General features: G+C 77.3%; 4 protein-coding genes. All 4 read right to left on the minus strand.

Annotated features, from left to right (window positions below; translation table 11 throughout):
- Positions 1–15: 15 nt before the first annotated feature.
- Positions 16–4,050: a beta-ketoacyl synthase N-terminal-like domain-containing protein gene (locus AB0O91_RS08010; RefSeq protein WP_363429101.1), complete on the minus strand. Its 4,035-nt coding sequence runs from the start codon at positions 4,048–4,050 to the stop codon at positions 16–18.
- Complete coding sequence (locus AB0O91_RS08015) at positions 4,040–12,973, minus strand: SDR family NAD(P)-dependent oxidoreductase (RefSeq protein WP_363429103.1); 8,934 nt, start codon at positions 12,971–12,973, stop codon at positions 4,040–4,042. The genes AB0O91_RS08010 and AB0O91_RS08015 overlap by 11 nt, the downstream gene beginning before the upstream one ends.
- Positions 12,974–13,037: 64 nt before the next feature.
- Positions 13,038–18,044: a type I polyketide synthase gene (locus AB0O91_RS08020; RefSeq protein WP_363429105.1), complete on the minus strand. Its 5,007-nt coding sequence runs from the start codon at positions 18,042–18,044 to the stop codon at positions 13,038–13,040.
- Between the two features lie 166 nt (positions 18,045–18,210).
- Positions 18,211–26,727 carry a type I polyketide synthase gene (locus AB0O91_RS08025; RefSeq protein WP_363429107.1) on the minus strand — a complete coding sequence of 2,839 codons (8,517 nt, stop codon included), beginning with the start codon at positions 26,725–26,727 and terminating at the stop codon, positions 18,211–18,213.
- Positions 26,728–26,762 lie beyond the last annotated feature (35 nt).

A 26,762-nucleotide genomic window follows, 5' to 3' on the forward strand; every position in this document is an offset into this window, starting at 1 on the left:
GCAGTTGGTCGGCGGTCAGCGGTCCAGCTCGGTGAGCCAGTGGTGGACGGCGTCCGCGGTGCCGGCGGAGTGGTCCTCGAGCACCGAGAAGTGGTCGCCGGGGATGTCGGCGCTCTCGTGCGGCAGTCGCCAGAAGGCGCGCCAGTCGGGGCCGCCGGGCCGGCGCCCGGTGCCGGGCAGCGGCTGCCCGGCGCGCAGCAGCAGGGTGCGGGCGGCGATCGGTTCGGGCTGCCAGGGGCCGAAGGCGCGCAGGTAGGCGCCCATCGCGGTGAGCCCGGTGTCGGTCAGGGCGAGGTCCTGGGTGCCGAGCCGCTCCAGCATCCCGTTCACCATCGCGGGCATCCACCACTCCATGCCCGGCAGCGCGGCGGTGTCCATCGGGTAGGCGTCCACCAGGACCAGCCCGGCCGGTCGCACCCCGCGCCGCTCCAGCTCGGCGGTCACGGCGTGCGCCACGCACCCGCCGAGCGAACGCCCCAGGACGGCGAACTCCCGCTCCCCGTAGAGCTCCTGGACGGCATCGGCCTGGAGCCGGACGAAGGCCCGCACCGAGTCGGGCAGCGCGCTGCCGGGTCGGTACCCGGGGGCCGGGACGGCGTGCGCCGTCCGCCGTCCGTCCAGGGCCTGCCCGAACCGGGCGTACTCGTGCGGCCCGGACAGCGCGGTCAGGGCCGGGAAGCAGACCAGGGCGAGCGGTGCCGGGCCCGCGGCCAGCGCGACCGGGGGGACGGCGTGCCCGGAGCGGTCGTCGGCGGTGAACGGGGTGCGGAGTTCGGACGCGGAGACCAGCACCTGGGTGGCGGCCGGGATCCGTCCGGCCCGGCACAGGTCCAGGTAGACGGCGGCCAGGGGCTCGGCCGGGCCGGTGCCGGCGGGGGCGCGGCGCTGCCGGAGTTCCCGGTGCAGGTGCTCGGCGAGGGCGAGCGGGTCGGGGTGGTGGATGGTGAGCGCGCCGGAGAGCCGCAGCCCGGTCGCGGCGGAGAGGCGGGCGCCGAGCTCCACCGAGGTGAGCGAGTCGAAGCCGTGCTCGACGAAGGCCGTCTCGGCGGCCAGCGCGTCCGGGTCGGCGTGCCCGAGCACGGCGGCCGCCTCGGCGCGGACGAGGACGAGCAGGGCGTCGAGCTGCTCGGGGGCGGGGAGGGCGGCGTGGCGCCCGACCCAGTCGGCCGGGGCGGCGGGACGGGGGGCCGGGGCGCTGCGGTCGGGGAGGGGGGCCGCCGCGGCGCCGTCGAGCCAGAAGCGGGTGCGCTGGAAGGGGTAGCCGGGCAGATCGACCCGCCGGCCGGGCCGTCGGCCGAACGGGCCGGACCAGTCGACGGGCGCGCCGGCGGAGTGCAGGCGGCCGACGGCCGTCAGCAGGGTCTCCGGTTCCGGGTGGTCCCGGCGCAGGGCGGCGGCCAGGGTGGCCGGGCGCGGGCGCGGCCGCGGCTGCTCATCGGCGCGGGCGTCGCCGGTGAGCGCCTCGTCGGCGAGGGCGTCGCTGGTGAGGGCGTCGCTGGTGAGGGCGGTGAGGACGCCGTCGGGGCCGAGCTCCAGGAAGCGGGTGGCGCCCTCGGCGCGCAGCGTCCGGACGGTGTCCAGGAAGCGCACCGGCTGCCGGGCGTGCTCGGCCCAGTAGTCCGGGTCGGCGAGTGCGGCGGCCGGGGCGAGCCGGCCGGTGAGGTCGGAGACGAAGGCGGTGCGCGGCTGCCGGAACGCCAGCCCCTTGACCACGGTGCGGAACTCGTCCAGGACCGGGTCCATCCGGTGCGAGTGGAAGGCGTGGCTGACCCACAGCCGGGAGACCCGGCGCCCGCGCGCCCGGAAGGCCTCGGCGACGGCCGCCACCGGTGACTCGTCACCGGAGACCACCACGGCGCGCGGTCCGTTGACCGCGGCCAGGCCCACCGCGGCGCCGTGCCGGGCGAGTTCGGCGGCCGCCTCCTGCTCGGTCGCCTCCACGGCGGCCATCGCGCCGCCGGGCGGCAGTTGCTGCATCAGTCGTCCGCGCGCGGCCACCAGGGCGGCGGCGTCCGGGAGTTCGAGCAGCCCGGCGGCGTGGGCGGCGGCGAGCGCGCCGACCGAGTGCCCGGCCACCAGGTCCGGGCGTACGCCCCAGGAGTCCAGCAGTCGCAGCAGCGCCGTCTGGAGGGCGAACAGTGCGGGCTGGGCGTACTCGGTGCGGTGCAGCCGGTCGGCGTCGTCGGTGCGCAGGACGGCGTCGGCGACGGAGAACGGGAGGTGCCGATCGAGTTCGGCGGTGACGGCGTCGAAGGCCCGGGCGAACTCCGGGTAGCGGCGGTACAACCCGGCTCCCATGCCCGGGCGTTGGGAGCCCTGGCCGGTGAAGAGGAAGGCCGTCCGGCCGGAGTCGGCGGGGGTGGCCGGGCCGGGGGCGTTCGCGAGTGCCTCCAGCCGGGCGGCGGCCTCCGCGCGGTCGCGGGCGACCAGGGCGGCGCGCAGCGGGTGCCGGGGGAGGGCGGCCAGCGACCACGCGACGTCGGCGGCCGGGGGTGCGTCCGCCCCGCGCAGTACCGCGGCGAGCTGCCGGGCCCGGGCCCGCAGGGCCGGGTCGCTCCGGGCGCTCAGCACCCAGGGCAGCGGGGGTGCCTCGGCGGACCCGGCTCCGGGAACGGCTTCCTCGGCCTCGGCCTTCCCGATCTCGGCCTCGGCTTCCCCGGCCTCGGCCTCGGCCTCCGCGAGGATCACGTGGGCGTTCGTCCCGCTCACCCCGAACGCGGAGATTCCGGCGGTGCGCGGTCGGCCGGTGTCCGGCCAGTCGCGCGGCTCGGTGAGCAGTCGCACGCCGCCGTCGGTCCAGTCGACATGAGGGGTCGGCCGGTCCACGTGCAGGGTGCGCGGGAGGGTGCGGTGGCGGATCGCCTGCACCATCTTGATCACGCCCGCGACGCCGGCCGCGGCCGCGGTGTGGCCGAGGTTGGACTTCAAGGAGCCGAGCCAGAGCGGCCGTTCGGGATCGCGCCCGGTGCCGTACACGGCCTGGAGGGCCTGGGCCTCGATCGGGTCGCCGAGGGTGGTGCCGGTGCCGTGCCCCTCGACCGCGTCGACCAGGTCGGGGGTGAGCCGGGCGTCCGCAAGGGCCTGGCGGATCACCCGCTGCTGGGCCGGGCCGCTGGGGGCGGTGAGCCCGTTGGAGGCGCCGTCCTGGTTGACGGCGGTGCCGCGGACCACGGCCAGCACCCGGTGTTGGTGGCGGCGGGCGTCCGAGAGCCGCTCCAGCACCAGCAGGCCCGACCCCTCGGCCCAGCCGGTGCCGTCGGCGGCCGCCGCGTAGGAACGGCAGCGGCCGTCCGGGGAGAGGCCGCGTTGACGGGAGAACTCGACGAACCCGCTGGGGGAGGAGAGCACGGTGGCGCCGCCCGCCAGCGCGAGGTCGCTCTCGCCGGACCGCAGCGAGCGCACGGCCAGGTGGAGGGCGACCAGCGAGGAGGAGCAGGCGGTGTCGACGGTGACGGCCGGGCCCTCGAAACCGAAGGTGTAGGCGATCCGGCCGGAGGCGACACTGGCCAGGTTGCCGATGCCCAGGTGGCCTTCGAGCTCGGCCGGGGCCGCCCCGGGGCGGGTGTGGTACTCCTGCGCGGTGAGCCCGGCGAACACGGCGGTCCGGCTGCCGCGCAGGTCGTCCGGGTCGAGCCGGGCGTGTTCCAGGGCGTGCCAGGCGGTCTCCAGCAGTACCCGCTGCTGGGGGTCGGTGGCCAGCGCCTCGCGCGGCGAGACGCCGAAGAAGGCGGCGTCGAAGTCGGCGGCGTCGGCGAGGAATCCGCCGTGCCGGGCGTAGCTGGTGCCGGGGACGGCGGGGTCGGGGTGGTAGAGGGCGTCGGTGTCCCAGCCGCGGTTCCCGGGCCACTCGCCGACGGCGTCGCGCCCGGCGGTGACCAGCTCCCACAGCCGGTCGGGGGAGTCGGCGCCGCCCGGCAGGCGGCAGGCCATCCCGATCACGGCGACGGGTTCGGCACGCTCGTACTCGACCTGGTCCAGCCGCCGTTGGGCCTCGCGCACGTCGGCGAGCGCGCGGCGCAGGTACTGCCGCAGCCTCTCCTCATCGGCCATCGTGGCCGCTCCTTCCGGTGGGGGCGGTTCCCGCGCGGGGGTGGGCCCGGTCGAGTTCGGCGAACAGTTCCTCGTCGCTGGCACCGGCCAGGTCCAGCTCCCGGTCGAGGACGGGAGCGGGCTGACCGTCGGCCGCGTCGGGCCGGGGATCCGGGTCGAGTCGGGCGGCCAGGGCGGCCAGCCGGGCGGCCAGTTCGCGGCGGTCGGCCTCGGTGCCGGGCAGCTCCGAACCGGCGAGCTCCGAACCGGGGAGCCCGGCGTCGGGCAGGGCGTGCTCCAACAGCGCGAGCAGGCGGGGGAGTTCCGGCCCGTCGGCGGCGGCCGCGGCGAGCCGCTCGGCCAGGTGGGCCGCGATCGCGGCGGGGGTGGGCCGGTCGAAGACCAGGGTGACGGGCAGAGCGAGCCCGGTGGCCGTGACCAGCCGGGTGCGCAGGTCGACGGCGGTCAGCGACTCGAAGCCGAGGTCGCGGAAGGCCCGGTCGGGAAGCACCTCCTCGGTGTCGGCGTGGCCCAGGGCGGCGGCCGCCTGGCGGCGGACCAGGTCGAGCAGTTCGGCCTGCCGCTGCTCGGGGGCCAGCCCGGCCAGTCGGGCGGCCAGCCGGCGGGCGGGGTCGTCGTCGTCCGCCGTCGGGCCGTCCTCGTCCGGGCCGGCGGCCACCGCCGAGGTGAGCGGCCCGAGTTCGACGTCCAGCCAGTAGCGGCGGCGTTGGAAGGGGTAGGTGGGCAGGGCGGTGGGCACCGACCGGGCGCCGGTCAGCAGCCCGGTGAAGTCGACCGGCGCGCCCTGGGCGAGCGCGGCGCCCGCGGAGAGCAGGAAGCGGTCCGGGCCGCCGTGGTCGCGGCGCAGCGTCTCGACGGCGGTGCCGGCCAGCCCGGTGGCGTCCAGGGTGTCCTGGATGGCGCCGGTGAGCACGGGGTGCGGGCTGACCTCGATGAACAGGGTGCGGCCCGGCTCGGCGAGCTGCTGGACGACGGGGGCGAAGCGGACGGTCTGCCGCAGGTTGCGGTACCAGTACCCGGCGTCCAGCTCGGTGCCGGTGACGGGTCCGGCGGTGACGGTGGACCAGATCGGCAGCCGCGCGGTCCCCGGCCGGACCGGGTCCAGGGCGGCCAGCAGTTCGCCGCGCACCTGGTCGATCACCGGGGAGTGCCCGGCCAGGGTGGCGGCCCGCAGCCGCTTGGCCCGGACGCCCTCGGCGGTGCAGGCGGCGACCAGCTCGTCCAGGGCGTCCTCCTCGCCGGCCACCACCACCGCGTTCGGGCCGTTGACGGTGGCCACCGCGAGCCGGTCCGGCCAGGCGGCGAGCCGCCGTTCGGCCTCGGCGACCGGCAGCGCGACGGAGGCCATCGAGCCCTGGCCGACCAGGCCGGCCAGGATCCGGCTGCGGGTGGCGACGATCAGCGCCGCGTCGTCCAGGCCGAGCGCCCCGGCGACGGTGGCCGCGGCGACCTCGCCCTGACTGTGCCCGACCACCGCGTCCGGCCGCACCCCGTACGACTCCCAGAGCGCGGCGAGCGCCACCAGGACGGCCCACAGGGCGGGTTGGGCGACCTCGACCCGCTCCAGCGGGGCCGCGCCGGGGCGTTCGCGGAGCACGTCGGTCAGGTCGAAGTCGACGTGCGGCGCGAGGGCGCGCCCGCACTCCGCGATCCGCTCGGCGAACACCGGTGCGGTGTCCAGCAGTTCGCGGGCCATGCCGGCCCACTGGGAGCCGTGGCCGGGGAACACGAACACCGTCCGGGGCGGGCCGTCGGCCCGGCCCCGGACCAGCTCGGCGGCGGTCTCGCCGGCCGCCAGGGCGCGCAGGGCACCGGCCGCCGCGGCCGGTTCGGCGGCGACGACCACGGCGCGGTGCTCGAACCGGGCCCGCCCGGTCAGCAGGGTGTGCGCCAGGTCGGCGGGTGCCTCGGGCGTCCCGGCCAGGTGCTCGGCGAGCCGGGCGGCCTGGGCGGCGAGGGCGCCCGCCGTACGGGCGGAGAGCACCCAGGGCAGCGGCCCGGGCGCGGTGGCGGGCGGGCCGGGCGGCTGCTCGGGCGCCGGCGGCCGTACCGGCTCGGGCGGCTGCTCGATGATCACATGGGCGTTGGTGCCGCTCACCCCGAAGGCCGAGATCCCGGCGCGGCGCGGACGGCCGGTCTCCGGCCACTCCTGATGATCCGTCAGAAGCCGGACCCCGCCCGCGGTCCAGTCCACCTCGGGGGCGGGCCGGTCGACGTTCAGGGTGGCGGGCAGCCGGCCGTGGTGCAGCGCGCCGACCATCTTGATCAGCCCGGCGACGCCCGCCGCAGCCTGGGTGTGGCCCAGGTTGGACTTCAACGAGCCCAGCCAGAGCGGCTGTTCCGGCGAGCGCCCCGGCCCGTAGACGGCCAGCAGGGCCTGGGCCTCGATCGGGTCGCCGAGCCGGGTGCCGGTGCCGTGCGCCTCGACCGCGTCCACCTCCTGCGGGGCCAGCCCGGCGGCGGCCAGCGCCTGCCGCAGCACCCGTTGCTGGGCCGGGCCGTTGGGCGCGGTGAGGCCGTTGGAGGCGCCGTCCTGGTTGACGGCGCTGCCGCGCAGCACGGCCAGCACCGGGTGTCCGGCCCGGCGGGCGTCGGAGAGCCGTTCCAGCAGCAGCAGGCCGACCCCCTCCGCCCAGCTGGTGCCGTCCGCGGCGGCGGCGAAGGCCTTCACCCGGCCGTCCGGCGCGAAGGCGCGGTGCCGCGAGGTGGCGACCATCCCGGCGGGCGAGGCCATCACGGCCACCCCGCCGGCCAGCGCGAGGTCGGCCTCACCGGCGCGCAGCGCCTGGGCGGCCAGGTGGAGGGCGACCAGCGAGGAGGAGCAGGCGGTGTCGACGGTGACGGCCGGGCCCTCGAAGCCGAAGGCGTAGGAGATCCGTCCGGAGGCCACGCTGGCGGCACTGCCGTTGTGCAGATAGCCCTCCAACTCCTCGGGCAGTTCCCGCAGTCGGCCCGCGTAGTCGTTGTACATCACGCCGGTGTAGACCGCCGTCCGGCTGCCCCGCAGGGTGCCCGGGTCGACGCCGGCCCGCTCGAACGCCTCCCACGCGGTCTCCAGCAGCAGCCGCTGCTGGGGGTCGGTGGCCAGCGCCTCGCGCGGGGAGATGCCGAAGAACGCGGCGTCGAAGTCGGCGGCGTCGTGCAGGAACCCGCCGTACTGGGTGTAGGTGCGGCCGGGGCGGTCCGGGTCGGGGTCGTAGAGCGACGCGTTGTCCCAGCCGCGGTCGGTGGGCCAGGGGGTGATGGCGTCCCGCCCGGAGTCGACCAGCTCCCAGAGCTGTTCGGGGGTGGCCACCCCGCCGGGGAAGCGGCAGCTCATCGCGACGATGACCACCGGGTCCCGCTCGTCCGGGCGCCCGTCCGGTGCCGCGGGTGCGGGGGTGGACGACCCCCGGCTGCCCGGGAGTTCGGCGTCCAGGTGGGCGGCCAGGGCCTGCGCGGTGGGGTGGTCGAAGACCAGGGTGGCGGGCAGCCGCAGTCCGGTGGCGGTGGCCAGGCGGTTGCGGAGTTCGACGGCGGTCAGCGAGTCGAAGCCGAGGTCCTTGAACGCCCGGTCGGCGGCCACCCCGTCGGGCTCGGTCCGGCCCAGCACCACGGCGGCCTCCCGGCGGACCAGGGTGAGCAGCGCGTCCCGCCGCTGCCGGGCGTCCAGGCCCGTCAGCCGGGCGGCGAGCCCGCCCGGCGCGCCCGCCGCCGGGGCAGCGGCGGCGCTCCGGCGGCCGGGGCGCGGCCCGGCCAGCACCCCGCGCAGCACCGGCGGCAGCCCCGCCGGGTCGGCGTCCGGGCGCAGCGCCAGCGGCACCGGCAGCGGGTGGTCGGCGCGGACCGCGGCCGTGAACAGGGCGAGGCCCTCGTCCGTGGTCAGCGGTCGGACGCCCTGGCGGGCGAGCCGGGCCAGGTCGGCACCGTCCAGGTGGCCGGTCAAGGCGCTGCCGTCCGCCCACAGGCCCCAGGCGAGCGAGGCGGCGGGCAGCCCGGCGGCGCGCCGGTGGACGGCGAGGGCGTCCAGGAAGGCGTTGGCGGCCGCGTAGTTGGCCTGCCCCTGGACGCCGAGCACGCCGGCGGCGGAGGAGAACAGCAGGAAGGCCGACAGGTCGGCGTCCTGGGTCAGTTCGTGCAGGCGCCAGGCCGCGTCGAGCTTGGGCCGCAGCACGCTGTCCAGCCGGGCCGGGTCCAGCGCGGTGAGCAGCCCGTCGTCCAGCGCACCGGCGGCGTGCACCACGGCGGTCAGCGGCCGGTCGGCGGGGATCCCGGCGAGCAGGGCGCGCAGCGCCTCGCGGTCGGCCACGTCGACGGCGACCGCGACGGCCTGCGCCCCGAGCCCGGCCAGTTCGGCCAGGAACCCGGCCGCGCCGGGGGTGTCCGCCCCGCGCCGGGCCGCCAGCACCAGGTGCCGGGCGCCGTGCTCGACGACCAGTCGGCGGGCCACCAGTGTGCCGAGCAGGCCCAGGCCGCCGGTCACCAGGACGGTGCCGTCGGGGTCGAGCAGCCGGCCGGCCGGGGCGTCGGTCGCCGGGTGGGCGGTTGTCGGTTGGGCGGCGGTCGGGCGGGCGGTCGAGCGATGCGCGGCCGAGGGGTGGACGGCCGAGGGATGCACGGTCAGCCGGGGTACCGAGGCGGTGCCGTCGCGCAGCGCCAGCTGGGTCTCCCCGGCTGCGGTCGCGGCGGCCAGCGCCCGGGGCAGGGCGCGCCGGGAGCCGGGGGTGCCGTCCAGGTCGACCAGCAGCAGCCGGTCGGGGTGCTCGGCCTGGGCGGAGCGCAGCAGTCCCCAGACCGGCGCGGCGGCGGGGTCGACGTCCTCCCCGGCGACGGACACCGCCCCGGCGGTGACCACGGCCAGCCGGCGGTCCGCCGGTTCGGGCCGGGCCAGCCAGTCCTGGACGGTGGTCAGCACCGTGTGCAGCGCCGCCCGGGCGCGCTCCGGCACCGGGCCGGTGCCGCCGGACGGGACCGGCAGCCAGAGGGTCGCGGGTGCGGCCGCCGGGTCCACCGCCGCGACGGCGGCCGGGTCCGGGTAGGCCGGGAGGTCGCGGCCGAGGTCGATCCGGGCCGGGCCGAGCACCGCCCACCGGTCGGTGTCGGGATCGTGGGCGGTCCCGGGCTCACGATCGGCTCCGGGAGAGGTGGCGGCTGTGGTGTCCAAGGCGGCTGCGGTGAGCGGGAGTTCGGCCCAGCCGGCGAGGTGCAGCGGCAACCCGGCAGCCGGGTCGGTCAGCTGATCGGCGTGGACCGGTCGGGAGGCCAGCGCGCCGATGGTGAGTACCGGCGCGCCGGCCGGGTCGGTGGCGTCCAGCGCGACCGTGCCTCCCGCGCCGGGGCGCAGTCGCACCCGCAGCGCGGTGGCGCCGCCCGCGTGCAGCCGCACCGCCGTCCAGGCGAACGGCAGCGGCACGCCCTCGCCCTGTGCGGTGTCGGAGGCGGGCGGCTCGGCGAGGTGGAAGGCGGCGTCGAGCAGGGCCGGATGCAGGCCGTAGCGGGCGGCGTCGGCCCGCTCCCCCTCGCCCAGGGCGATCTCGGCGAAGAACTCCTCGCCGCGCCGCCAGGCCGCGCGCAGGCCCTGGAAGCGCGGACCGTAGGCCCGCCCGGTCTCGGCCAGCCGCTGGTAGCGGCCGTCCAGCGGGACGGCGACGGCCCCGGCCGGGGGCCAGTCCCCGCCGGCCGTCGACCGGACGGCCCCGACAGCGCTCGGTTCAGTGGCGCTCGGCTCGGTGGCGTCCGGTCCAGCGGCGCTCGGTCCAGCGGCGCTCGGCTCGGTGGTGTCCCGCTCAGGTGCGAGCACGCCGTGCGCGTGCCGTCGCCAGTCGCCCGACCCGGCGCGCTCCTGCTGCACCCGGGCGTGCACGGTCACCGGCCGTCGCCCGGCGTCGTCCGGGGAGCCGACCGTCACCTGGAGTTCGACGGCCTGCCCGGCGGGCAGCACCAACGGCGCCTCCAGCACCAGTTCTTCGAGGACCGGGAGGTCCAGCTCGTCCCCGGCGCGGACGGCGAGTTCGACCAGGGCGGTGCCCGGGACGACGGTCCGGCCGAGCACGGTGTGGTCGGCGAGCCACGGATGGGTGGCGACGGACAGCCGCCCGGTCAGGGTCGCCCCGCCGCCCTCGGCGGGCCGGAGGACGGCGCCGAGCAGCGGGTGCCCGGCGGCCCGCAGGCCGAGGCCGAGCGGGTCGCCGCCCTGCTCGGGGCGCCGTTCCAGCCAGTAGCGGCGGCGCTGGAACGGGTAGGTCGGCAGGTCGACCCGGGCGGCGGGGCGCGGGCCGAGCGCGGGAGTCCAGTCGACCGGCACCCCGGTGACCGCGACCTGTCCGACCGAGGCGAGGAAGCGGGCGGGCCCGCCCTCGTCGCGGCGCAGCGAGCCGGTGGCCGAGGCGTCCGGGTGCCCGGCGTCCTCGGCGGTGGCCTGGACGGCGGCGGTCAGCACCGGGTGCGGGCTCGCCTCGACGAACACGGTGTGACCGCTGTCGAGCAGCCGCCGGACGGCCTGTTCGAAGCGGACGGTCTCCCGCAGGTTGGTGTACCAGTAGTCGCCGTCCATCCGCTCGGTGTCCAGCCAATCGCCGGTGACGGTGGACAGCAGCGGGGTGTGCCCGGCGCGCGGCGCGACCGGGGCCAGCGCGGTGGCCAGCGCGGTGCGGATCCGCTCGACCTGCGGGGAGTGCGAGGCGTAGTCGACCGGTACCCGGCGGATCCGCAGCTCCTCCCGCTCGCCGAGCGCCACCAGTTCGTCCAGCGCCGCCGGTTCACCCGCGACGACCACCGCCGACGGGCCGTTCACCACTGCGACGGAGAGCCGGTCGCCCCACGGCGCGATCAGCTCCTCCGCCCGGGCGAGCGGCAACGGCACCGAGGCCATCCCGCCGGAGCCGGCCAGCGCGACGATCGCCCGGCTGCGCAGCGCCACCACGCGCGCCGCGTCCTCCAGGGTCAGCGCCCCGGCGACGTACGCGGCGGCGATCTCCCCCTGGCTGTGGCCGACCACCGCGTGCGGGCGCACCCCGTAGGACTCCCAGAGCGCGGCCAGCGCGACCATCACCGCCCACAGCGCGGGCTGCACCACGTCGACCCGGTCGTAGCCGGGCGCGCCGTCGCGGCCGCGCAGCACGTCCTCCAGCGACCAGTCGGCGAACTCCGCCAGGGCCTTTCCGCAGGCGGCGATCCGCTCGGCGAACACCGGTGCGGTGTCGAGGAGTTCGGCGGCCATGCCGAGCCACTGGGCGCCCTGGCCGGGGAACACCAGGACCACCTTGCGGTCGGCGCCGGCCCGGCCCCGGAGCACGGCGGGGGACGGCTCGCCGGCGGCCAGCGCGTCCAGTGCGGCGAGCAGTGCGGGGGCGTCCCGGCCGACCAGCACGGCGCGCTCCTCGAACGCGGTGCGCTCGGCGACCAGGGCGTGCCCGACCGCGGCCGGGTGCGGGCCGTCGACGTCCTCCCGGAGCGCCGCGGCCAGCCGGGCGGCCTGCGCCCGGAGGGCTTCGTCGGTGCGGGCGGAGAGCGTCCAGGCCAGCGGGCCGTCCGGGGTCGCGGGGGGCTCCGGGTCCGGCTCCGGCGGCGCCTCCTCCAGGATCACGTGGGTGTTGGTGCCGCTGACCCCGAACGCCGACACCCCCGCCCGCCGGGGCACGTCCGTCCGGGGCCACGGCCGCTCCTCGGTGAGCAGCCGGACCGCGCCCGACGCCCAGTCCACGTGCGGGGAGGGCTCGTCCACGTGCAGGGTGCGCGGCAGCACCTGATGGCGCAGCGCCTGGACCATCTTGATCACCCCGGCCGCGCCGGCCGCGGCCTGGGTGTGCGCCAGGTTGGACTTGACCGAACCCAGCCAGAGCGGCCGGTCCGCCGCCCGCTCCTGCCCGTAGGTGTCGAGCAGGGCCTGGGCCTCGATCGGGTCGCCGAGCCGGGTGCCGGTGCCGTGCGCCTCGACCGCGTCGACCTGGGCGGCGGTGACCCCGGCGTCGGCCAGCGCCTGGCGGATGACGCGCTGCTGGGCGGGGCCGTTGGGCGCGGTCAGGCCGTGCGAGGCGCCGTCCTGGTTGACGGCGGTGCCGCGGACCACGGCCAGCACCCGGTGGCCGTGCCGCCGGGCGTCCGAGAGCCGCTCGACCAGCAGCAGTGCCACGCCCTCCGACCAGCCGGTGCCGTCCGCGGCCGCCGCGAAGGCCTTGCACCGGCCGTCGGTGGACAGGCCGTGCTGCCGGGAGAACTCCACGAAGATCTGCGGGGTGGTCATCACCGTGACCCCGCCGGCCAGCGCCAGGTCGCACTCGCCCGAGCGCAGCGCCCGCACCGCCAGGTGCAGCGCCACCGAGGACGCGGAGCAGGCGGTGTCCACGGTGACCGCCGGGCCCTCCAGGCCCAGGCTGTACGAGATCCGGCCGGAGGCGACGCTGGCCGCGTTGCCGACCGCGAGGTAGCCCTCCAGTTCCTCGGGCGCGGTGCCGGCGGGCGGCGGGTAGTCGTTGCCGTTGGTGCCGACGAACACCCCGGTGCGGGAGCCTCGCAGGTCGCCCGGCCTGAGCCCGGCCCGCTCGAAGGCCTCCCAGGCGGTCTCCAGCAGCAGCCGGTGCTGCGGGTCGCTGGCCAGCGCCTCGCGCGGCGACACGCCGAAGAAGTCGGCGTCGAAGTCGCCGGGCGCGGCCAGGAACGCGCCGTGGGCGGTGGAGGAGGTCCGGGGGTGGTCCGGGTCGGGGTCGAACAGCGCGGCCAGGTCCCAGCCCCGGTCGGCGGGGAAGCCGCCGACCGCGTCGCCGCCCTCGGCGACCAGCCGCCACAGGTCCTCCGGGGAGTCGACGCCGCCAGGGAAGTGGCAGGCCATGCCGACGATCGCCACCGGCTCGCTGCCGCGGTCCTTCACCTCGCGCAACTCGCGCCGGGTCTCGTGCAGTTCGGCGGTCACCCGCTCCAGGAGGTAGCGCATCCTGCCGTCGTTCAAGGTCTCATCCTTCGTAGCTGGGTCATCCGTCCGCGGGCACTGCGCGCGGGTCGGGGCCGGACGGTCAGGAGATGCCGAGTTCCCGGCCGATGAAGTCGAGCAGTTCGTCGTCGCTCGCGGCGGCCAGGCCCGCGCCGATCCCGGAGTCGCGGCGGACCCCGGCCAGGGCGCCGAGCCGGTCCAACACCTGGTCGCGGTCCGGGTCGTCCGGGTCGAGTGCGGCGAACAGCCGCTCCAGCCGGTCGAGTTCGGCCAGCAGGGTGCCTCCCGTGCCGGTGTCGGCCGGGCTCGGCAGGTCCAGCCGCTCCACCAGGCGGTCGGCCAGGGCCTCCGGTGTCGGGTGGTCGAAGACCAGGGTGGCGGGCAGCCGCAGACCGGTCAGGCGGCTCAACCGGTTGCGCAGCTCGACGGTGGCGATCGAGTCGAAGCCCTGGTCCCGGAAGCCCCGCAACGGGGCCACCGTGTCGCCGTCCCGACGGCCGAGCACGGCGGCCGCCTCGGCTCGTACCCGGCGCAGGAGTTGCGCCCTGCGCTCGGCCGGCGGCAGGGGCGTCAGCTCGGCCCGCAGACGGGCGTCGTCGGTGGGGCCGGCGGTGGGGTCGGATGTGGGGCCGGCGGTGGGGTCCGCGGTGCGGCTGCCGGTCGCCGCGGGGAGCAGCTCGGCGAGCAGCGGGTGGGGACGGACGGCGGCCAGCGCCGGCCAGTCGACGGCCGCGACCAGCAGGTGCGGCACGGACTCGGCGAGCGCCCGGTCCAGCGCGGCGAGGGCCGTCCCCGGGTCCATCGGAAGGTGGCCGGACCGCCGGCTCTGCCGGGCGGCCGCCGGGTCGGCGATGCCCTCGCCCGCCCACAGGCCCCAGGAGATCGAGGTCGCGGGCAGCCCGGCGGCCCGGCGGTGCAGGGCCAGGGCGTCCAGATAGGCGTTGCCGGGCGCGTAGTTGCCCTGCCCGGGCAGTCCGGTCAGCGCGGCGGCCGAGGAGAACAGCACGAAGGCCTCCAGGTCCAGCCCCCGGGTCAGCTCGTCCAGGTGCCGCGCCCCGAGCGCCTTCACCCGCAGCACCCGGTCCAGCTGCGCCACCGTCAGCTCGTGCAGCGTGGCGTCGTCCAGCACCGCCGCCGTGTGCACCACGGCCGTCAGCGGCAGGCCGTCCGGCAGCTCGGCGAGCAGCCGGGCCAGCGCGGCCCGGTCGGCCACGTCCAGCGCCGCGAAGCTCACCCCGCCCGCGCCGAGTGCGGTCAGCTCGGCCGCCAGGTCGGCGGCGCCGGGCGCGGCCGCGCCGCGTCGGCTGACCAGCAGCAGGTGCTCGGCGCCCCGGCGGGCGAGCCACCGGGCGGTGTGCCCGGCCAGGGCACCGGAGCCGCCGGTGATCAGCACCGTTCCCTTCGGTGCGGACAGCGGCACGGGCGCGGCGCCGGGAGCGGACGGCACGGTTGCGGTCGGCACGGTCGCGGCCGGGACCAGCCGGCGGGCGAACAGGCCCTCGGCCCGCACCGCGAGCTCCGCCTCCGGTCCGCCCGCGAGCAGCGCCCGGACGGCCCGGGCGGCGGCCCGCCCGCCCGGTTCGCCGGGCAGGTCGATCAGGCCGCCCCACTGGGGGGTCTCGGCGGCGGCGACCGCCCCGAGGCCCCAGACCAGCGCCCCGGTCGGGTCGGCCACCGGGTCGCCCGGGCCGGTGGCGGCGGCGCCCGTGGTCACCGACCAGAGCGGGGCCGCCACCCCGGCCGCCTCCATCGCCTGGAGCAGGGTCAGGGTGCCCGCGAGGGAGCCCGGCACGGCCGGGTGCCCTTCGACCGGTGCGGACACCAAGGGGAGCAGGGAGAGCACTCCCGCGAGCGGGGCGTCCCGGCCCGTTCCGGTCGGGCGGCCGGCCGCTGCCGCGAGGCGTGCGGACAGTTCCGTCCGGTCGGCCTCCGGTGTCACCTCGATCCGCTCGACCGTCGCACCGGCCCGGCGCAGAGCGGCGTCCAGGAGGTCCTGCCAGAGCCGGAGCCGTTCGGTCCCGTCGGTGGGCGGCTGCTCCGGCGCGGTCCGTTGCTCCGGCGCGGTCCACTGGACCGGCGCGGGCAGGACCAGGAGCCAGCGTCCGGGCGCGCCGACCGGCTCGGCCTCGGCCGCCGGGCGCCAGGCCACCCGGTGCCGCCAGGCGTCGAGTTCACCGTCGCGCTCGCGGGCCGCACGCCAGTCGGCCAGTGCGGGCAGCACGGTGCCGAGGGCGGACCGCCCGGCCTCGCCGTCGACCCGCAGCAGGTCGGCCGCCGTTCCGACGTCCTGTCGGGCGATCGCCGACCAGAGGCCGTCCGCAGCCGGCGCGGACGCTCCGCCGCCCGGCTCGGCCGGGGCCTGCGACCAGTACCGCTCGTGCTGGAAGGCGTAGGTCGGCAATCCCTCGGCCGTGCCGGGGACGCCGCCGAGCAGCGCGGTCCAGTCCACGGGTGTGCCGTGGGCGTGGAGCGTGCCGAGGGCGGTCAGCAGGGTCTCCGGCTCGGGCCGGTCGCGGCGCAGCACGGACGCCGCGGCCCGTACCGAGGAGTCGTCCAGGGCGGACCGGGTGAGCGCGGTGAGGACGGCGTCCGGGCCGAGTTCGAGGTAGCCGGTGACGCCGTCGGCGGCCAGTCCGCGCGCCGCGTCCAGGTAGCGGACCGCCTGCCGGGCGTGGGCGGTCCAGTGCTCGGCCGTCAACGGGTGTCCGGTGTCGAAGAGTTCACCGTCCAGGGCCGAACGGATCGGGATGCGCGGGGGGTGGTGCGGCAGGGCGGCGGCGATCCGGCCGAACTCGGCGAGCATCGGCTCCATCAGGGGGGAGTGGAAGGCGTGGCTGGTCCGCAGCCGGCTGACCCGGAGGCCCGACGCCCGGAAGCGGGCGGCCAGCTGATCGACGGCGCCGCGGTCGCCCGACACCACGGTCGAGTCCGGTGCGTTGACGGCGGCGACGGCCACCACGCCGTCCACGGCGTCGAGTTCGGCCAGCACCCGGGCCTCGTCGGCCTCGACCGCGAGCATCGCCCCGCCCTCGGGCAGGGCGTCCATCAGCCGGGCCCGGGCGGCCACCAGGGTCACCGCGTCCTCCAGGGTGAGGACCTGGGCGACGTGGGCGGCGGTGATCTCGCCGATCGAGTGCCCGGCGAGCCGGTCGGGTCGGACACCCCAGGACTCCAGCAGGCGGTGGAGGGCGGTTTGGAGGGCGAAGAGGGCGGGTTGGGTGTAGGCGGTGCGGTGGAGGAGGTGGGCTTCGGGGGTGTCGGGGTGGGCGAAGAGGATGTCGCGGAGGGGGTGTGGGAGGTGTTGGTCGAAGGCGGTGGTCACTTTGTCGAGGGCGGTTCGGAAGGTGGGGAAGGTGCGGTAGAGCTCGTGTCCGGCGCCGGGGCGTTGGCTGCCCTGGCCGGTGAGGAGGAAGGCGGTGCGGGCGTCGGGGAGGGCTTCGCCGAGGACGGCGCCGGGTGTGGGTTGGCCGGTGGCGATTGTGGTGAGGGCGGTGCGGAGGGTGGTGGTGTCGGTGCCGGTGAGGACGGCGCGGTGGTCGAAGGTGGTGCGGGTGGTGGCGAGGGCGCGGGCGATGGCGTCGGGGTCGGCAGTGTCGTCGAGGGTGTGGAGGAGTCGGTGGGCCTGGGCGCGTAGGGCGGGGGCGGTGCGGGCGGAGAGGACCCAGGGGACTACGGGCAGGCCGCTGGGGGTCGGTTGGGGTCGGGGCGTGGGGGGTGCTTGTTCGAGGATGAGGTGGGCGTTGGTGCCGCTGATGCCGAAGGAGGAGATGCCGGCGCGGCGGGGGCGGTGGTGTTCGGGCCAAGGGCGTTGTTCGGTGAGGAGGGCGATGCCGGCGTCCCAGTCGATGAGGGGTGAGGGGTTGTCGGCGTGGAGGGTGCGGGGGAGGACGCCGTGGTGGAGGGCGGCGACGGTCTTGATGACGGCGCCGACTCCGGCTGCGGCTTGCATGTGGCCGAGGTTGGACTTGAGCGAGCCGACCCAGAGGGGTTCGCCGGTCCGGTCGCGTCCGTAGGCTTCGATCAGGGCGGCGGCCTCGATCGGGTCGCCGAGTGTCGTCCCCGTCCCGTGGGCCTCGACCGCGTCCACGTCGCCCGCGGTGAGGCCGGATCGCCGCAACGCTTCGGCGACGACCCGTTGTTGGGCCCGACCGCTCGGCGCGGTGAGCTGGCTGCTGCGGCCGTCCTGGTTCACCGCACTGCCCCGGACCACGGCGAGGACCGGGTGCCCGTGGCGCCGGGCGTCGGACAACCGCTCCAGTACCAGGACGCCCACGCCCTCCGCCCAGCCCGTCCCGTCGGCGCCGGCCGCGAACGAACGGCACCGTCCGTCCGGGGAGTTGGCGCCCTGGCGGCTGAAGTCCACGAAGGTCGCGGGGGTGGACATCACAGTGACGCCACCTGCCAGGGCGAGGGTGCACTCGCCGCTCCGGAGGGCCTGGGTGGCGAGGTGGATCGCGACGAGGGAGGAGGAGCAGGCGGTGTCCACGGTGACTGCCGGGCCCTCCAGGCCGAGGGTGTAGGCGATCCGGCCGGAGACCACGCTGCCCGCACTGCCGACGACCAGATAGCCCTCCAACTCCTCCGGGGCGCGCCGGAACCGGGAGCCGTAGTCGTGGTACATCACCCCGGCGAACACTCCGGTGCGGGTGCCGCGCAGGTCGGCGGGGCGCAGTCCGGCGCGTTCCAGTGACTCCCAGGCGACTTCGAGCAGCAGGCGCTGCTGCGGGTCCATGGCGGCGGCCTCCCGGGGTGAGACACCGAAGAACTCGGCGTCGAACTGACCGGCGTCGTAGAGGAATCCGCCCTCGCGGGTGTAACTGTGGCCGGGCTCGGCCGGGTCGGGGTGGTACAGGTCCTCCGGCCAGCCCCGGTCCGCCGGGAAGGCGCCGACGGCGTCCCCGCCGCGTTCCACCAGTTCCCAGAGTTCCTCGGGTGAGTTGACGCCGCCCGGGAAGCGGCCCGCCGTCGAGACGATCGCGATCGGCTCGGACTCCCGGGCCTCCAGCTCGTCGACCCGGCGGCGGCTCTGCCGCAGCTCGGTGGTGACGCGCTTGAGGTAGCCGCGGAGCTTCTCCTCCGTTGGGCTCATGGCCTGGGTCCTCTCTTGTGGATCACGTCGGATCAGCGGGCGGCGTTGGAGTGCGTGCATCGGTGGTGCGGAGGAGGGAGTCCGTGCGGAGCATCGGCGTCGGACGACAAGCCGCCGAGGTGCGTGCTCCGGCGTCGCCCGCCCGGCGTGATCCAGAGGAGAGGACCTAGCCCTCCTCGCTGTCGGTGATGCCGAACTCCTCGGCGATCAGGTCGAAGATCTCGTCGTCGGTGGCCGTGTCCAGGTCGGGGTGGAGCGGGTCGAGCGGTGCCAGCCGGTCGCGCAACGCCGTGATCAGCGGCTCGCGTTCGGGGTCGCTCAGGGCGGCCAGGGCGGCGGTCAGCCGGTCGATGTCCGCGCGGAGCCGGTCGGCGGAGGGGGCGTCCGGCGGTGGGGCCAGCGCGGTGTCGAGGTGCCGGGCCAGGTCGCCGATGGTCGGGTGGTCGAGCAGCAGGGTGGGCGGCAGGCGCAGACCGGTGTCGGTGTTGATCCGGTTGCGCAGTTCGACGGCGGTCAGCGAGTCCACCCCGAGTTCCAGGAAGCCGCGGTGCTCGCTGAGCGTCTGCGCGGCATGGCCGAGCACCGCGCCGACCTTCTCGCGCAGGTAGTCGCCGAGCAGTGCCGCCCGCACCTCGGCGGGCCGGCCGGTCAACCGCTCGACGAGGCCGGAGCCGGCCGGTGCCCGCCCGGCGGTCGGGTTGGTCGGGGCGGTCGAGGCGGTCGTCCGGCGGACCAGCCCGGACAGGATCGGGGCGAGCCGTCCCTCGGCGGCCGCCCGCTCCAGGACGGCCGGCAGGGTCGGGGCGGGCACCAGGACGGCGTCGGGCCGGGCGAGCGCGGCGTCGAACAGGGCGAGCCCGCGCTCGGCGCCGATCGGGGCCAGGCCCAGGCGCTCGAAACGGGACCGGCCGGCCTCGTCCAGCCGGTCGCCCATCCCGCCGGAGCCGGACCACAGGCCCCAGGCCAGCGCCGTGGCGGGCAGCCCGAGGGCCTGCCGGTGGCGGGCCAGGGCGTCCAGGAAGGCGTTCGCGGCGGCGTAGTTGGCCTGGCCGGCGGTGCCCAGTACCCCGGCGACCGAGGAGAACAGCACGAACCGGGCCAGGTCCGCGCCCCGGGTCAGCTCGTGCAGGTGCCAGGCGGCGTCGGCCTTGGCCCGCAGGACGGCGGCCAGCCGGTCGGGTGTCAGCGCGGCGAGCACCCCGTCGTCCAGGACGCCCGCGGTGTGGATCACCGCCGTCAGCGGCCGGTCGGCCGGGATGCCCGCCAGCAGCTCGGCCAGGGCGGCCCGGTCGGTGACGTCGCAGCCCGCCACGGTGGCCTCCGCGCCGAGCGCCGCCAGGTCCTCCAGCAGCGCGGCGGCGCCGGGGGCGAGCGGGCCGCGCCGGCTGACCAGCAGCAGGCGGCGGGCCTGCCCGGTCCGGACCAGGTGCCGGGCCAGCAGGGCGCCGAGCGCGCCGGTGCCGCCGGTGATCAGCACCGTGCCGTCCGGGTCCACGGCCCGGGCGTCCGCCGTCGCTCCGGCGCCGACCCGGGCCAGCCGGGGCACCACCGGGCGGCCCCGGCGGAGGGCCGTTTCGGGTTCGTCCAGGGCGAGCGCGGCGGGGAGCGCGCGCAGCGACTGCGGGGTGCCGTCCAGGTCGACCAGGGCCAGCCGTCCCGGCGGCTGCTCGCCGCGCGCCGAGCGGACCAGGCCCCCGACCGCGGCGGCCGCGAGGGCGTGCGGCCCGCCACCCGCGGTCGCGCCCTCGGTGACCACCACCACCCGGCTGTCGGCCAGCCGCTCATCGGCCAGGACGTTCTGGAGGGTCGCCAGGACGGCCCGGGCACCGGTGTGCGCGGCGCCCGGCGGCTCGTCCTGGTCGGCCGGTACGCGCAGCAGCAGGACGTCCGGGGCCGCGGTGCCGGCCGGCTCCCGTACGGCTGTTCCGGCGGCCCGGAGGGCGGCCGTCAGCTCCGGGTCGGGAGCGCCCAGGACGGCCACCGAGCGGGCCGGCGCCGGCCGGGCGGGTTCGGCGGGCTGCCAGTCGATCCGCAGCAGGTCGCGGGCGGCCGCACCGTCCGACCCGTCGAGGCGGGCGGTCTCCACCTCGCGCAGGGTCAGCGCGGCGACGGCGGCGACGAGTGCGCCGTCGGCGGCGGTCAGCTCCAGCCGGGCGGAGTCGGGACCGGCCGGGACGATCCGGGCCCGGGCCGCCGTCGCGGGGGCGGCCGGGCCGAGGGAGACGCCGGACCAGGCGAAAGGCAGGGCGATCCGGCCGCTGCCTCGGTCACCGCGGCCCTTCACCAGCGGGTGCAGGGCGGCGTCCAGCAGCGCCGGGTGGAGCAGGAAGCCGGACAGGTCGAGCTCCTCGGGCAGTTGGAGCTCGGCGGTCCACCCCGCACTGTCGCGGCCGACGGCGGTGACCGCCCGGAAGGCCGGGCCGTAACCGTAGCCCTCGGCGGCGAGTTCGGCGTAGAAGGTGTCGGTCGCGGCCGCTGCCGGGACGGATGCCCGGGACGGGTCGGATGCGGCCGTGGCCGTCAGGGTTCCGGAGGCGTGCCGGGTCCAGGGCGCGGCCGGGTCGGCGTCGTCGCGGCGGGAGTACACCGCCACCGGGCGGTTGCCCTGGTCGTCCACCGGTCCGGCGACCACCTGGAGCCGCAGCGCGCCCTGGTCGGGCAGCACGGCGGGGGACTCCAACGTCAGCTCCTCCAGGGCCCGGAGGCCCACCGACACCCCTGCCCGCAGGGCCAGTTCGAGCAGCGCGGTGCCGGGCAGCAGTACCGTCCCGCCGACGGTGTGGTCGGCCAGCCACGGCTGGGTCCGGGCCGACACCAGGCCGGTCAGCACCGCACCGCCGTCGTCGCCGAGTTCCACCTCGGTGTGCAGCAGCGGGTGGCCGGTCGTTCCGGGCCCGGTGGTCGCGGTCGGCGCGTCCAGCCAGTGGCGGCGGTGCTCGAAGGGGTAGGTCGGCAGTTCGGCGGTTGCGCGCGGACGGCCCAGCAGGACGGGCCAGTTCACGTCGCCGCCGTCGACGAACAGTGCGCCGAGGGCCAGCAGCAGGCCGGACACCTCGCCCCGGTCGCGCCGTAGGGTCGGCACGACCACGGCCCGCTCGTCGCCCGGCTCGGCGGCGAGCGCCGTCTCCACCAGGGGGGTGAGCACGGCGTCCGGCCCGAGTTCGACGAACTGCCGGACCCCGGCCGCCCGCAGGGCCGTCAGGCCGTCGTGGAAGCGCACCGCCTCCCGGGCGTGCCGCACCCAGTACGCAGGATCGGTCAGCTCGCCCGGCTCGGCGGCTCGGCCGGTGAGGTTGGAGACCACCGGCACCTCCGGTTCCTGGTAGCTGAGTTGTTCGGCGACCCGGCGGAACTCGGCGAGCATCGGGTCCATCAGCGGGGAGTGGAAGGCGTGGCTGACCCGCAGCCGGGCGGCCCGGCGGCCACGGCCGCGCCAGCGGGCCACCACCGCGTCCACGGCCTCCGCGTCGCCGGAGACCACGGTGGCGAGCGGGCCGTTCACGGCGGCGACGGCGATCCGGCCGGGGGCTGCCGCCAACTCCGCTTCGATCTCGGCCGGTTCCGCTTCGATCGAGGCCATCGCCCCGCCCTCGGGCAGGGCGTCCATCAGCCGGGCGCGGGCGGCGACCAGCGCGGCCGCGTCGTCCAGCGACAGCACGCCGGCCAGGTGGGCGGCGGTGATCTCGCCGACGGAGTGGCCGAGGAGCGCATCGGGCGCGGGCATCAGGGTGCGGACCAGGTGGTGGAGGGCGGTTTGGAGGGCGAAGAGGGCGGGTTGGGTGTAGGCGGTGCGGTGGAGGAGGTGGGCTTCGGGGGTGTCGGGGTGGGCGAAGAGGATGTCGCGGAGGGGGTGTGGGAGGTGTCGGTCGAAGGCGGTGGTCACTTTGTCGAGGGCGGTTCGGAAGGTGGGGAAGGTGCGGTAGAGCTCGTGTCCGGCGCCGGGGCGTTGGCTGCCCTGGCCGGTGAGGAGGAAGGCGGTGCGGGCGCCGGGGAGGGCTTCGCCGAGGACGGCCCCGGGTGTGGGTTGGCCGGTGGCGAGTGCGGTGAGGGCGGTGCGGAGGGTGGTGGTGTTGGTGCCGGTGAGGACGGCGCGGTGGTCGAAGACCGTCCGTGTTCCGGCCAGGGCGCGGGCGATGGCGTCGGGGTCGGGGTCGGCAGTGTCGTCGAGGGTGTGGAGGAGTCGGTGGGCCTGGGCGCGTAGGGCGGGGGCGGTGCGGGCGGTGAGGATCCAGGGGATGACGGGCAGGCCGGTGGGGGTCGGTGAGGGTGCGGCTGTCGGGGGTGCCTGCTCCAGGATGAGGTGGGCGTTGGTGCCGCTGATGCCGAAGGAGGAGATGCCGGCGCGGCGGGGGCGGTGGTGTTCGGGCCAGGGGCGTTGTTCGGTGAGGAGGGCGATGCCGGTGTTCCAGTCGATGAGGGGTGAGGGGTTGTCGGCGTGGAGGGTGCGGGGGAGGACGCCGTGGTGGAGGGCGGCGACGGTTTTGATGACGGCGCCGACTCCGGCGGCGGCTTGCATGTGGCCGAGGTTGGACTTGAGTGAGCCGACCCAGAGGGGTTCGCCGGTGCGGTCGCGTCCGTAGGCTTCGATCAGGGCGGCGGCCTCGATGGGGTCGCCGAGTGTCGTCCCCGTCCCGTGGGCCTCGACCGCGTCCACGTCGGCGGGGGTGAGGCCGGATCGCCGCAACGCTTCGGCGATGACCCGCTGTTGGGCCCGCCCGTTCGGCGCGGTGAGCCCGTTGGACGCGCCGTCGGAGTTGACGGCGCTGCCCCGGATCACCGCCCGGACCGGGTGTCCGTGCCGCCGGGCGTCGGACAGCCGCTCCAGCACCAGGACGCCCACGCCCTCCGCCCAGCCCGTCCCGTCGGCATCGGCCGAGAAGGGCTTGCAGCGGCCGTCGGGAGCCAGACCGCGCTGGCGGCTGAACTCGGTGAACATGCCGGGGGCGGACATCACGGTGACCCCGCCGGCCAGCGCCAGCGTGCACTCGCCGGTGCGCAGCGCCTGGGCCGCGAGGTGGATCGCGACGAGGGAGGAGGAGCAGGCCGTGTCCACGGTGACCGCCGGGCCCTCCAGGCCGAGGGCGTAGGCGATCCGGCCGGAGGCGACGCTGATCGTGCTCCCGGTCAGCAGATGCCCCTCGTGACCGGGAGCGGGCTCGTGCAGCCGTGGGCCGTAGTCGAGTTGGGTGAGGCCCGCGTACACGGCGGTGCGGGTTCCGCGCAGGTCGGCGGGGCGCAGTCCGGCGCGTTCCAGTGACTCCCAGGCGACTTCGAGCAGCAGGCGTTGCTGCGGATCCATCGCGGTCGCCTCGCGGGGGGAGATGCCGAAGAACCCGGCGTCGAACTGCGCTGCCCCGTCCAGGAATCCGCCCTGCCGGGTGGAGCTGCGGCCGGGCCGGGCCGGGTCGGGGTGGTGGAGCTCCGCCGGCCAGCCCCGGTCGGTCGGGAAGTCGCCGATCGCGTCCCCGCCGCGCTCGACCAACTCCCAGAGTTCCTCGGGGGAGTTCAGCCCGCCCGGGAAGCGTCCCGCCGTCGAGACGATCGCGATCGGCTCCTCGGTGGCCGTGAGGAACTCCTCGTCCCGTTCCACGCGACTGCCGTCCACGGTGGGCTGCTCGGCCGCGGCCAGGTGGTCGGCCAGGGCCCGTGGGGTGGGGTGGTCGAAGGTGAGGGTGGCGGGCAGGTCGCGCCCGGTGGCGGCGCTGAGCCGGTCGCTGAACTCGACGGCGCCGAGCGAGTCCAGGCCGAGGTCCCGGAAGGTCAGGTCGGCGTCCACCCGCTCGCCGTCCCGGTGCCCGAGCACGGCGGTGAGGGCGGTGAGTACCTCCGGCAGCCCGGCGCCCCGGGCGATGGGCGGCGTGGGTGCGGGCGTTGCCGGTGGGTGGTCGGTGAACCAGTGCCGCTCACGCTGGAAGGCGTACGTGGGCAGGGCGGTCCGCCGGTCGCCGGTCCGGCGGCCACGGGCCCGGCCGAGCGCCGTCGGCCAGTCGAACTCCACTCCGTGGGCGTGCAGTTCGGCGAGTGCGCGGAGCAGGTCGGCCGGCTCCTCGGCGCCGCCGCGCAGCAGCGGCACCACCGGGCGGCGGCTGCCGTCGGCCGCCGGGACGGTGGCGAGGATCTGCCGGGTGAGCGAGGTCAGCACCTGGCCGGGGCCCGCCTCGGCGTAGCCGCCGGCGCCGGCCCCGGCCAGGGTGAGCACCCCTTGGTGGAAGCGGACCGGTCGGCGGATCTGCTCGGCCCAGTAGTCGGGGGAGGCCAGTTCCCCGGCGTCCGCCACCCGGCCGGTCACGTCGGAGACGACGGTGAGCCGGGGCGGGTGGTAGCGCAGCCCGGCGGCGATCCGGCGGAACTCCTCGACCGCGCCGTCCATGTGGGCGGAGTGGAAGGCGTGGCTGACCCGCAACGGCCGGGTGCGGCGGCCCTGTCCGGCGAAGTGGGCGGCCAACTCGGCGACCGCGTCGGCGTCGCCGGACAGCACCACGGCGTCGGGGCCGTTGACGGCGGCGAGGGAGACCCTGCCGTGGCGGGCGGCGAGCAGCGGCGCGAGCTCGTCGGCGGTGGCTTGGACGGCGGTCATCGCGCCGTCGGCCCGGGCGGCCTGCATCAGCCGGCCGCGCGCGGTGACCAGGGCGGCGGCGTCGGCGAGGTCGAGGACGCCGGCGGCGTGCGCGGCGCTGATCCCGCCGACGGAGTGGCCGAGCACGAACGCGGTTTTCAGTCCCCGCTGTTCGGCGAGCCGGTGGAGGGCGGTCTCCAGCGCGAACAGTGCGGGCTGGGTGTATTCGGTGCGGTCGAGCAGCGCGGCCTCGGCGGAGTCCGGTGCGGCGAAGAGCAGTTCGCGCAGCGGCCGGTCGAGGTGCGGGTCGAGCGCGGCGGTGACCTCGTCCAGGGCTGCGGTGAACTCCGGTACGGAACGGTACAGTTCGCGGCCGGTGGCGGCCCGCTGGCTGCCCTGGCCGGAGAACAGCAGCGCCAGGCCGCCGGCCGGCACGGCGGGCGCGGTGCCGAGAACGGTCCGGGGATGGGCGGCGCCGTCCGCCAGTGCCCGGAGGCCGTGGACCAGTTCGGCGCGGCCGTCCCCGAGCAGGACGGCCCGGTGCCGGAAGTGGGTACGGGTGGTGGCCAGGGCGACCGCCAGCTCCGTCGGGTCGGCTGCGGGACCGGCCGCCCCTGGATCGGCCCCCGGATCGGCCTTCGCGTCGACCGCCGGATCCGCGTCGGGGCGCGTGTCGAGGTGGGCGAGCAGCCGGGTGGCCTGGGCCCGCAACGCCGCTTCGGTGCGGCCGGACAGCGGCCAGGCCACCCCGCCGGCCGCCGGGGCCGTGCCGGAGCCGGCCGCCGGCACGGGCTCGGCGAGGGGCTCGGCGGGCGGTTCGGCCAACAGGACGTGGCAGTTGGCGCCGCCCATGCCGAAGGAGCTGACCCCGGCGATCAGCGGGCGCCCGGGCGCGGGCCACGCCGTCAGGCGGTCGGGCACCCGCAGGCCGAGCCGGTCGAGCGGGATGCGCGGGTGGGGTGTGCGGTGGTGCGGCGTACCGGGGACCAGTCGGTGCCGGATGCTGAGCACGGCCTTGAGGAATCCGACGATCCCGGCCGCGCCCTCCAGATGGCCGACGTTGCTCTTCGCCGAGCCGACCAGCAGCGCGCCGTCCGCCCGGCCGCTGCCGGAACGCTCGCCGTCCGCCCCTCGGTAGGCCGCCCCGAGCGCCGCCGCCTCGACGGGGTCGCCCACCGGGGTGCCGGTGCCGTGCAGTTCGACGTACTGGACGTCCGCCGCTCCGACGCCGGACTGTCGGAGGGTGCGCCGGAGCAGTTCCCGCTGGGCGTCGGCGGAGGGCACGGTGAGGCCGTCGGCCGCACCGCCGTGGTTGGTCTCGCTGGCGAGGATCACCGCGTGCACCGGGTCGCCGTCGGCGCGGGCGCGGTCGAGCCGCTTGAGCAGGACGAGCGCGCCGCCCTCGCCGCGGGCGTAGCCGTTGGCCCGGGCGTCCAGCGGGTAGCTGCGGCCGTCGGCGGACAGTCCGCCGAACTCCCGTGCCTCCAGGGTGCTGTCGGAGCTCAGGATGAGGTTGACGCCGCCGGCCAGGGCGAGGTCGCAGTCACCGTCGCGGACGGCCCGGTGGGCGAGGTGGAGGGCGACCAGCGCCGAGGACTGGGCGGTGTCGAGGGTGAGGCTGGGGCCGTGCAGGCCGAGGGTGTACGAGACGCGGTTCGCCAGCAGGCCGTGTCCGAGCCCGGTGAGGGTGTGCCGGGAGGCCGGCGGCGCGTCCGGCCGGTGCCGCAGCAGCCGGTAGTCGTGGGCCATCGCGCCGACGAACACGCCGGTGCGGGTGCCGCGGAGGCCGGCGGGCGGGAGCCCGGCGTGCTCCAGTGCCTCCCAGCCGAGTTCGAGCAGCAGGCGCTGCTGCGGGTCGGTCTCGGCGGCCTCCCGGGGGGAGAGGCCGAAGAAGTCGGCGTCGAACCGGTCGACCCGCTCCAGGTAGCCGGCGTCCGGGAGCGCGGGGTCGAGGCCGCGCTCGGGGGACGGGCGGCCGAGGGCGCTGCGGCCCTCGGCGAGCAGGGTCCAGAAGGAGTCCGGGGAGGGGGCGCCGGGCAGCCGGCAGGCCAGGCCGACCACGGCGACCGCGGTGGGCGGCGGGGTGGTCCCGGCCCCGGGGGCGGGGTGCTGCTCCTGGCTCGTCATGGTGGGCGTGCACCCCTTCTGAAAGCGAATCGGTG

Origin of the sequence: Kitasatospora sp. NPDC089797 (assembly GCF_040684795.1) — a bacterium.
GTDB lineage: Bacteria > Actinomycetota > Actinomycetes > Streptomycetales > Streptomycetaceae > Kitasatospora.

Bases quoted from the DNA above. Each gene is read 5' to 3' on its own strand.
- AB0O91_RS08010 (WP_363429101.1), bottom strand. From the start codon at position 4,050: ATGGCCGATGAGGAGAGGCTGCGGCAGTACCTGCGCCGCGCGCTCGCC.
- AB0O91_RS08020 (WP_363429105.1), bottom strand. From the start codon at position 18,044: ATGAGCCCAACGGAGGAGAAGCTCCGCGGCTACCTCAAGCGCGTCACC.
- AB0O91_RS08025 (WP_363429107.1), bottom strand. From the start codon at position 26,727: ATGACGAGCCAGGAGCAGCACCCCGCCCCCGGGGCCGGGACCACCCCG.